1 rRNA gene is annotated in these 226 nt (G+C 52.2%); it reads left to right on the top strand.

Annotation, left to right across the window (positions count from 1 at the left end):
* Positions 1–226: ribosomal RNA gene (locus tag KKQ10_RS28915) — 16S ribosomal RNA — on the top strand; the annotation flags it as partial.

The raw sequence follows: 226 nt of genomic DNA, 5'->3' as shown, positions 1-226 counted from the left end.
TACGGAGGATGCGAGCGTTATCCGGATTTATTGGGTTTAAAGGGAGCGTAGACGGCCGTTTAAGTCAGCTGTGAAATGGTGCGGCTCAACCGTAGCACTGCAGTTGAAACTGGACGGCTTGAGTGCAGTTGAGGCAGGCGGAATTCGTGGTGTAGCGGTGAAATGCTTAGATATCACGAAGAACCCCGATTGCGAAGGCAGCCTGCTAAGCTGCAACTGACGTTGA

Source organism: Pseudomonas sp. MG-9, assembly GCF_018729515.1.
GTDB lineage: Bacteria > Pseudomonadota > Gammaproteobacteria > Pseudomonadales > Pseudomonadaceae > Aquipseudomonas > Aquipseudomonas serboccidentalis.
Note: the sequence above shows the minus strand (reverse complement) of the source record. Positions and strands in the feature narration are given on the sequence as shown.